Here is a 6,863-nt window from a genome sequence, read left to right on the forward strand (position 1 = left end):
GTGGTTCACTTTGGTCTGGAATAACTGGTTCACTTTGATCCGGAATTAGTGGTTCAGTTTAGTCCGGATTATACATTCTTTTGGAACCAGAGCAGTGCAGCAAGGAATGCCCTTAACAGATGTGGCTTATCTGATGGGACATACTACCATAGAAACAGCCAGTAGGAATTATGTGGATGTGGGGAAACCAGCTATTGCACTACCTACCATAACATTAAAAGCAGCAGGTGATGGAAATAATTAGTATCATATTGTGTGTACCAATTCTGATCTTATTATGTTGGGGATTGGGTGCATTATTGGAAATCATTATTCCAGATTTAGAGCAAGGCCCTATAGAACAGATTGTAGTAGGGGCAATTATTCTACTCTTGATAGGAGTAATAAGTAGATGTTAGTTGTATATCAGAGTTTTATGTATATTAGGTGCAGGCAAACTAATCCTGCACCTATTTTTATATGAATACCATATTTGAAAGGCTTATAAAAATTGTCAACAATGCAAATTGTTCCTATGCTATCATTCCAATATATTATGAAACAATGGAGGGAGAAGGAATTGAGGATACCCAAGATCAGCTAATTTATAATGGATTTACCAACACTAACAGCTTATCACAGCATTTAAATAATCTGCTTGATAGTATAAAGCAAGAACTAACAGTAACACTCTCTAACAGAGCTATACCCAAGAATAACTTGTTAGATGCTGTAAGGCAGGCTGAAATTGCCTGTAAGGAAGCCTTAAATAACTTTTATACCCTCAATGACAATGGTGAGAAAATATGTTATGTACATAAAGCCTATAAGTATTTTCCAGATAAATCTACAGCACATATACCACCATTAGACAACACTGATTTTACTGTTTTTCATGAAACTGTTTATATATTTCTTGCCAATGCAATTAAGTATTATTCTTATTTAGCGAATAACATTGCATTAAACTATCAGTACGAAAAGTCAGAAGTCGTAAAAAATACACCCTCTCCAAGATTTGAATTGCAAAATCCTGCAAGAGATGCTGTTCTTGTTAGTCTTATATATGCTGGTTTACTTGATGCAGGGCTAATAGTGCAGGGCAAGGCTAGATTCAATGCTATTTTTTCAAATGGTTCTGTCCCTGTACCCTGGAAAGGCGAAATAAACCAATTGACCTATCTTATTAACCAGCTACAGGAGAAAATTCCTGAAATAATCATTCCAGCGAAAGGTAAGTGGATTGCTACAGGCAATTGCTTTGAAATTGATGGGAAGCCTCATCCTATACCAGCCCAAACACTTAAGGACGCAGAACCACCAAAGAACACAAAGGTCATTGATGCGATTATTCAGGAATTACTTACAAAAAAGACCACCTTTAGAACCCAAAAATAAAGTAGATTCTGAAATAAATTGGCTGTAAACCCTTATTCATGTTGAGTTTTATGATTCATTGCCCTACCTTTCACCCTACCCAACATTGCAATATCCCAACAACAGGACTTTATTTTATGAAATTTGTATTGAATGCTTTAAGCTGCGCAGCAAGAAAGCAAAACAAACAAATTAAATACAATATATGAATAAGGACATCTTAATTAGTGACCTTACCCTGCTTACCCCTGATCTGGGTGCAGGTAAGGTGGATGGTGGCAATCAGTCCATGCCACAGAACGATAATATGGGTAACGAGGGTAAGCAAATTGCGTTAAACTCTCAGGAATTAATTGCAGGTCGTGAAGAACCTGAACAATTAGATCAACAAAACGATCATTCATCCTTAGAAATGGTCGAAAGACATCTTACTGAGCATTATGATTTTAGGTACAATGCTGTTTCAAGCAGGCTGGAATTTAAAAAGAAAATACATAACCAGTTTGAGCTTTTGAGTGATTACAAATTGAACTCAATTATAAGAGAATTGGGAAAGAGGCATATCAAGGTATCCTCACAAAATTTGCGTTCAATAATTCACTCAGACTACACACCTATTTACGACCCTTTTGTCAGCTATTTCAATAATTTGCCTGAATGGGATGGGAGGACAGATTATATTGGTCAATTAGCTGAAACTGTGAGAACGACCAATAATGAACTTTGGACTAAATGGTTTAAGAAGTGGCTTGTTGCTACAGTAGGATGCGCAACAAATGATGCAATAATAAATCACACAGCTATTGTATTTATTGGTAAGCAGGGTGCTGGTAAAACCACCTGGATGCACAAACTTCAACCCCAAAGCTTGAAGGGATACTACTTCTCTGGTATTCCAAACCTGCGAAATAAGGACGCGAAGATTAGGTTGGCAGAGTGTTTTCTAATTAATCTGGACGAATTAGATAGCTTAAGCAAGGCAAATACTGAGCGCTTGAAAGAGATCATCACTGCATTTGAAGTAAGGGAAAGGCGTCCTTACGCACATTATGATGAAAATATGCCAAGAAGGGCGTCCTTCATGGGGTCTGTGAATAATAAGCAATTTCTAAATGATACAACTGGAAACAGGCGATTTTTATGTGTTGAAGTAAATGAAATTAATTTTGCTCACGATATAAACATGGATAATGTATATTCTCAAGCATTGGCACTGTTTAGAGCAGGTTTTCAGTATTATTTTGATTCTAACGATATTGAAGAGGTGGAGGAACATAATGAGCAGTTCCAAATGGTGAGCTATATTGAAGAAATGATATTGAAGTGGTTTGAGCCTATTGATCCTGAAGCAGCTACACCATCACTTAAGATAAGTGCAACAGATATTGCTGATTATCTTGCTCAAAAATCAAGTGTAACAGTTACAGATGCGAATATTCAAAAGGTTGGTAGAATAATGAGGAAGCATAATTTCAGGAGAATAAAATCAGGTGGAAATTATGTGTATGCCTTGAAGGAGAAGGGTGAGAGGCCACAGATTGTAGCTGCATAGTAAACTTAAAAAGAATACCCATGTGGATAACATGGGTATTCTAAATCTGCAAGTAGATGTTTATGGCTTATAGACTAGACTTCGTGCATCAGGAAACCTTTCGCACAACATAAAATAGATTCTGTTCGCTATTTCCTCTTTGTAAATATCACTTAGCTTAACATTATCAGCATACCTATAGCCCAAGTCTACTGCATGCTCTGAAGGTATTGGCCAAAGCCTGACCTTAGAATAGTCTTGCCCCAAAAACTGTCTTGCTTCAGCATCAAGATGATTCTTGAAAAATCTAAAATTTGTGTTCATTCTTTTTTGTTTTGATTCAGGCAATGGTACAGTCACAAATTTGCACAGAAAAATAAAAATTTTCTTAAACACTATGGTTTTTGTATTGTTCTCCTGGAGCCCTTTGGCAGCAGTGATTCCATGGAATGGATAGTAAAAGGAAACCAAAACCTGCAACATTGATTTAAAAATAAAAAGTAAGAAAAGGCTATTAGAAATGAGCTTTCGTGGTATTGATCTTTGAATTAGATTCTGATTTATTTTTGGAAAAAGATCACTATGACAAGATTAACTATTGCAATCGCTGACCAAAAATTTTCTTTTGAGCTGATTAATGGTTTCGTCTATCTAATAGAAAAGAACTCATCCTTAACGAATTTTAGTCAAGAGTATCCTATTAAAGAAAGACTTTTTGAACCAACTGCAATCATAATGCTATATGCAATGGGCAGAATTAAAAAGCCCCATCTCGAAAAGCAATTGAAAAATTTTGAAGAAGGCTTTATCTCATTGTAGGACTGCATAGGATGCTGCTATAAGTTCGAGTAAGTGTCATTGAGTAACTTCTATAACCTTAAACATTGGGAATGCTAGAAGTTACAGTGGATAGGGTTTAATTAAATGCCTAATGATCAGTTTAATAGAATTGTTTATATTCGTTAAGTTAAGAACCTCCTATACATGAAATTCAGCCAAAGAATGGGTATTACCCCAAGTAGCAAAGTCCCTCAAATAGATAGCATGGATAATGAGTTATTATCTGGCCTATGGAATGTATTTCATAATGGCTTTTTAGTAGGAATAAGCCCTATGATAGGTACGATTAATATGGGGCCCCTTACAGATGAGCAAATTCATTATGCAAATGCTCTTTGGCATGACTTCCTTAAAGCAGATGTTTCCAAAATCCCACATTTTAGTAATGAGCTACATTATTTTTTGAATCAATTTATTTTTAAGAAGGAGTGGTATCATGTACTTGATTTCATAGAATACTCTGTTAATTATGTCAGAGTTAATGAGGTTAATGGAGTTTCTCATGAAGTATTGGAAGAGCAATTTAATATTGTCTTAGAAAGAGAAATTTCTGGCTATAGATTCATTAATGGCCATTTAGCACCTATTACAAACAAGTATGAAATAAACGAGTTAACAGAATCCTTAACTCAAACAGAATCATTTACAGCACTAAAAGGATGCAACATTCATCTTCAATCTGCATTACAGAAATTATCTGATAGAGGAAATCCAGACTACAGAAATTCCATAAAAGAATCTATTTCTGCTGTTGAATCTTTAGCTAAATTAATTGCACAAAGACCTGGCGATAGCTTAGGTGCATCCCTGGATAGAATTAAGGGTGTGATAAATTTGCATCCCTCTCTAGAAAGAGGTTTTAAACAGATTTATGGTTATACAAGTGATGAAGGAGGAATTAGGCATGCTCTTATGGATAGCCCTAATTGTGATTTTGAGGATGCAAAGTTTATGCTTATTTCTTGTAGTGCTTTTATTAACTATTTAATAGTGAAGGCGAATAAGGCAGGGATAGAATTTCAAAACTTATAAGGATGTATATATGGCACTTGAGAAGAATCAAACAGGAATTGCAAGTGAGTTTTATGTGGCTGCTGAGTTATCAAGATTAGGGTATGATGTTACAATTACTTTTGGTAATACGAAATCTATAGACTTACTTGTACATAAAGATGATAATGTATATGCAGTTCAAGTAAAAGGGATTCAGCAAACAAAATCAATTTGCTGGAATCTTAACAAAGCAAAGTTCAAAGGAAAGAATCTAATACTTGTCCTAGTCAATTTGCACATTGACAATCTAGACGCAAAGCCAGAATTTTTTGTATTAAGGCAATCAGAGGCTCTAGCGCTATTTATTGACACACCAAAGGAAGGAGAAAATAGAACCTATTTAGACTACAAGAGACTAAAAACAATGAATATTTATCAGAACAGGTGGGATGTTTTTAGTACGACTGAAAATGCTGTTTTATAGGAATAAATCATGATAGACTGTCATGAATTTTAGTGGCAAAAGGAGATCTGCCTTAAAAATGCCACAACATATCTTTCTGCAATTGGTTATTAAAGGGGTAGTTTTCAAGAGAGACAAAGGAAAGCCAGTTTTATATTATAGCCTTCTTTCACTCATTTATAAAAGTAAGCTATGAATTTTTTTGATTTTTTTTCTAGCAAAAGAAAGGAATATCCCATAGAAATGGTTTTTCCCAATAATTTGAAAGCATTTGGTCTATCTCTTCCTAATACAAATGAAATTGTGCTAATAACAGAACTTATAGAAGCATTGAATGTGTTCTCAAAAGACCATAGAAAATATCTAAAGGGTAACAAGAAATTGCTTCTAATGTATCAGGAAACAAAGGACATCAAACTTCAAACAATGAAGAGCCAATTTGAATTCTCTTGTTTGCAACAGTCGATAGTATCAACTGCTTTGGAAGTTTCTAAAATGAATAAAATCATCGAACAGTCCCTCATGATATCGTTAATTAATACATTTGAGCCTTATGAATCTGAAATTAAGAATATGGGGTATTGGGACATTAACAATGCAATAGAGTCAAGGAGTAATATTTATGGCGTAATATTAGAAGCAATTTTTAGCAAAGAGAATTTAAAAGAACAGGCATTATTGTTAACTAGTGTTTTCCTAATTTACTTTCCACTTTGCCAAGTCAGAAACGCCAAATCAGAAAATATTTCTGATATAAAAGGAGATTTTGTTATCCCATCTAATTTTTTTGAAAACACAAAATTTAATTTACTTTTTATGCCTATGATAAAAATTTATATAGAAGAATACATTAGAATAATTGAACCTTATATGAAGAAATAGAATTAGCGAAATAGCTATGATTTAATCTGATAAATAGGGTTAATTTTCAGTAACCACATTTTGTTTCTTAAATTCCTCTATAAAATCAATAATTTGGCAACCTGTCAGCTGATGGTTTTAATTTTTTTATCAGTTCATCTAATTTCTTGTTTGTCAACTCTTGATCATAGTCAGTAATAACAAATCCATATTTAGAAAAGGCTTTTAAATATTGAAAAGAGATTTTGAAAGTTTTATTTTCTATAGTATTTAACCAGGTAGTAGCATCAATAATTTTGTGATTTTTGTTAAATACCTCCTTAAATTCATAAATATCTTTAGCAGTAAAAGGTATAAGAGTGCAGGATTTCCCTTTTCCATAGCCATCAAAGAGAACAATTATGGCTGTTTTTAATTCCAAATCTTTCCATGCCAGAACTTTCTGTCCATCCATAGAATAATCAGTAATCAAGTTTTGGATGTTTCTATTGGATACTTCTTTCCTTATTGTTACCTCTTCCAATCCAATGTAGTAGGTGAATTGGGAGAAGCCTGGTAGGCTGAATGTAATTAAAGCAATAATTAAGAGTAAAGTAAAAGACCACTTCATGAATTTAATTTACTGGCTAAAGTATGGTTGCTTTTTCAATCGACCTGGAAATGAGAAATATTAATTCAAATAGAATCTAATATTATTTAGTAGATAATATATGTATCATTTTATAGGTGGTACTAAACAATGAGAGACTATTACAAAAAGTGTGTCAGTAAAAAGTTGATTAACTTTAAACTGACCATATGGAAAAGCAAAACTTTGAT

The 6,863-nt window shown here is 33.8% G+C and carries 7 protein-coding genes; 6 read left to right on the top strand and 1 reads right to left on the bottom strand.

The features are described from left to right. The first annotated feature begins 459 nt into the window (after window positions 1–459). The 6 genes from KVT36_RS31265 (at window position 460) to KVT36_RS31290 (ending at window position 6,065) form a co-directional block, all read left to right on the top strand. Window positions 460–1,377, top strand: a complete 918-nt coding sequence (locus KVT36_RS31265; RefSeq protein ID WP_217607352.1) for a hypothetical protein — start codon at window positions 460–462, stop codon at window positions 1,375–1,377. A gap of 184 nt (window positions 1,378–1,561) precedes the next feature. Continuing rightward, window positions 1,562–2,908, top strand: coding sequence for a VapE domain-containing protein (locus tag KVT36_RS31270; protein WP_217607353.1), 1,347 nt, complete (start codon window positions 1,562–1,564; stop codon window positions 2,906–2,908). Window positions 2,909–3,469: 561 nt separating this feature from the next. Continuing rightward, window positions 3,470–3,706 carry a hypothetical protein gene (locus KVT36_RS31275; RefSeq protein ID WP_217607354.1) on the top strand — a complete coding sequence of 79 codons (237 nt, stop codon included), beginning with the start codon at window positions 3,470–3,472 and terminating at the stop codon, window positions 3,704–3,706. Between the two features lie 165 nt (window positions 3,707–3,871). Then, window positions 3,872–4,759 (top strand): AbiJ-NTD4 domain-containing protein, encoded by an 888-nt coding sequence (locus KVT36_RS31280; RefSeq protein ID WP_217607355.1) that lies wholly within the window; start codon window positions 3,872–3,874, stop codon window positions 4,757–4,759. 10 nt (window positions 4,760–4,769) lie between these two features. After that, window positions 4,770–5,204, top strand: coding sequence for a group I intron-associated PD-(D/E)XK endonuclease (locus KVT36_RS31285; RefSeq protein WP_217607356.1), 435 nt, complete (start codon window positions 4,770–4,772; stop codon window positions 5,202–5,204). Between the two features lie 171 nt (window positions 5,205–5,375). Continuing rightward, window positions 5,376–6,065, top strand: coding sequence for a hypothetical protein (locus KVT36_RS31290; RefSeq protein WP_217607357.1), 690 nt, complete (start codon window positions 5,376–5,378; stop codon window positions 6,063–6,065). 85 nt (window positions 6,066–6,150) lie between these two features. On the opposite strand, the gene KVT36_RS31295 is transcribed toward KVT36_RS31290, so the two are convergent. Further along, window positions 6,151–6,654 carry a hypothetical protein gene (locus tag KVT36_RS31295; protein WP_217607358.1) on the bottom strand — a complete coding sequence of 168 codons (504 nt, stop codon included), beginning with the start codon at window positions 6,652–6,654 and terminating at the stop codon, window positions 6,151–6,153. Between the last annotated feature and the right edge of the window lie 209 nt (window positions 6,655–6,863).

Origin of the sequence: Chitinophaga sp. GbtcB8, from assembly GCF_019091455.1 — a bacterium.
Taxonomy (GTDB): Bacteria; Bacteroidota; Bacteroidia; order Chitinophagales; family Chitinophagaceae; genus Chitinophaga.

Bases quoted from the DNA above. Each gene is read 5' to 3' on its own strand.
- KVT36_RS31275 (WP_217607354.1), top strand. From the start codon at position 3,470: ATGACAAGATTAACTATTGCAATCGCTGACCAAAAATTTTCTTTTGAG.
- KVT36_RS31285 (WP_217607356.1), top strand. From the start codon at position 4,770: ATGGCACTTGAGAAGAATCAAACAGGAATTGCAAGTGAGTTTTATGTG.
- KVT36_RS31295 (WP_217607358.1), bottom strand. From the start codon at position 6,654: ATGAAGTGGTCTTTTACTTTACTCTTAATTATTGCTTTAATTACATTC.
- KVT36_RS31270 (WP_217607353.1), top strand. From the start codon at position 1,562: ATGAATAAGGACATCTTAATTAGTGACCTTACCCTGCTTACCCCTGAT.
- KVT36_RS31280 (WP_217607355.1), top strand. From the start codon at position 3,872: ATGAAATTCAGCCAAAGAATGGGTATTACCCCAAGTAGCAAAGTCCCT.
- KVT36_RS31290 (WP_217607357.1), top strand. From the start codon at position 5,376: ATGAATTTTTTTGATTTTTTTTCTAGCAAAAGAAAGGAATATCCCATA.
- KVT36_RS31265 (WP_217607352.1), top strand. From the start codon at position 460: ATGAATACCATATTTGAAAGGCTTATAAAAATTGTCAACAATGCAAAT.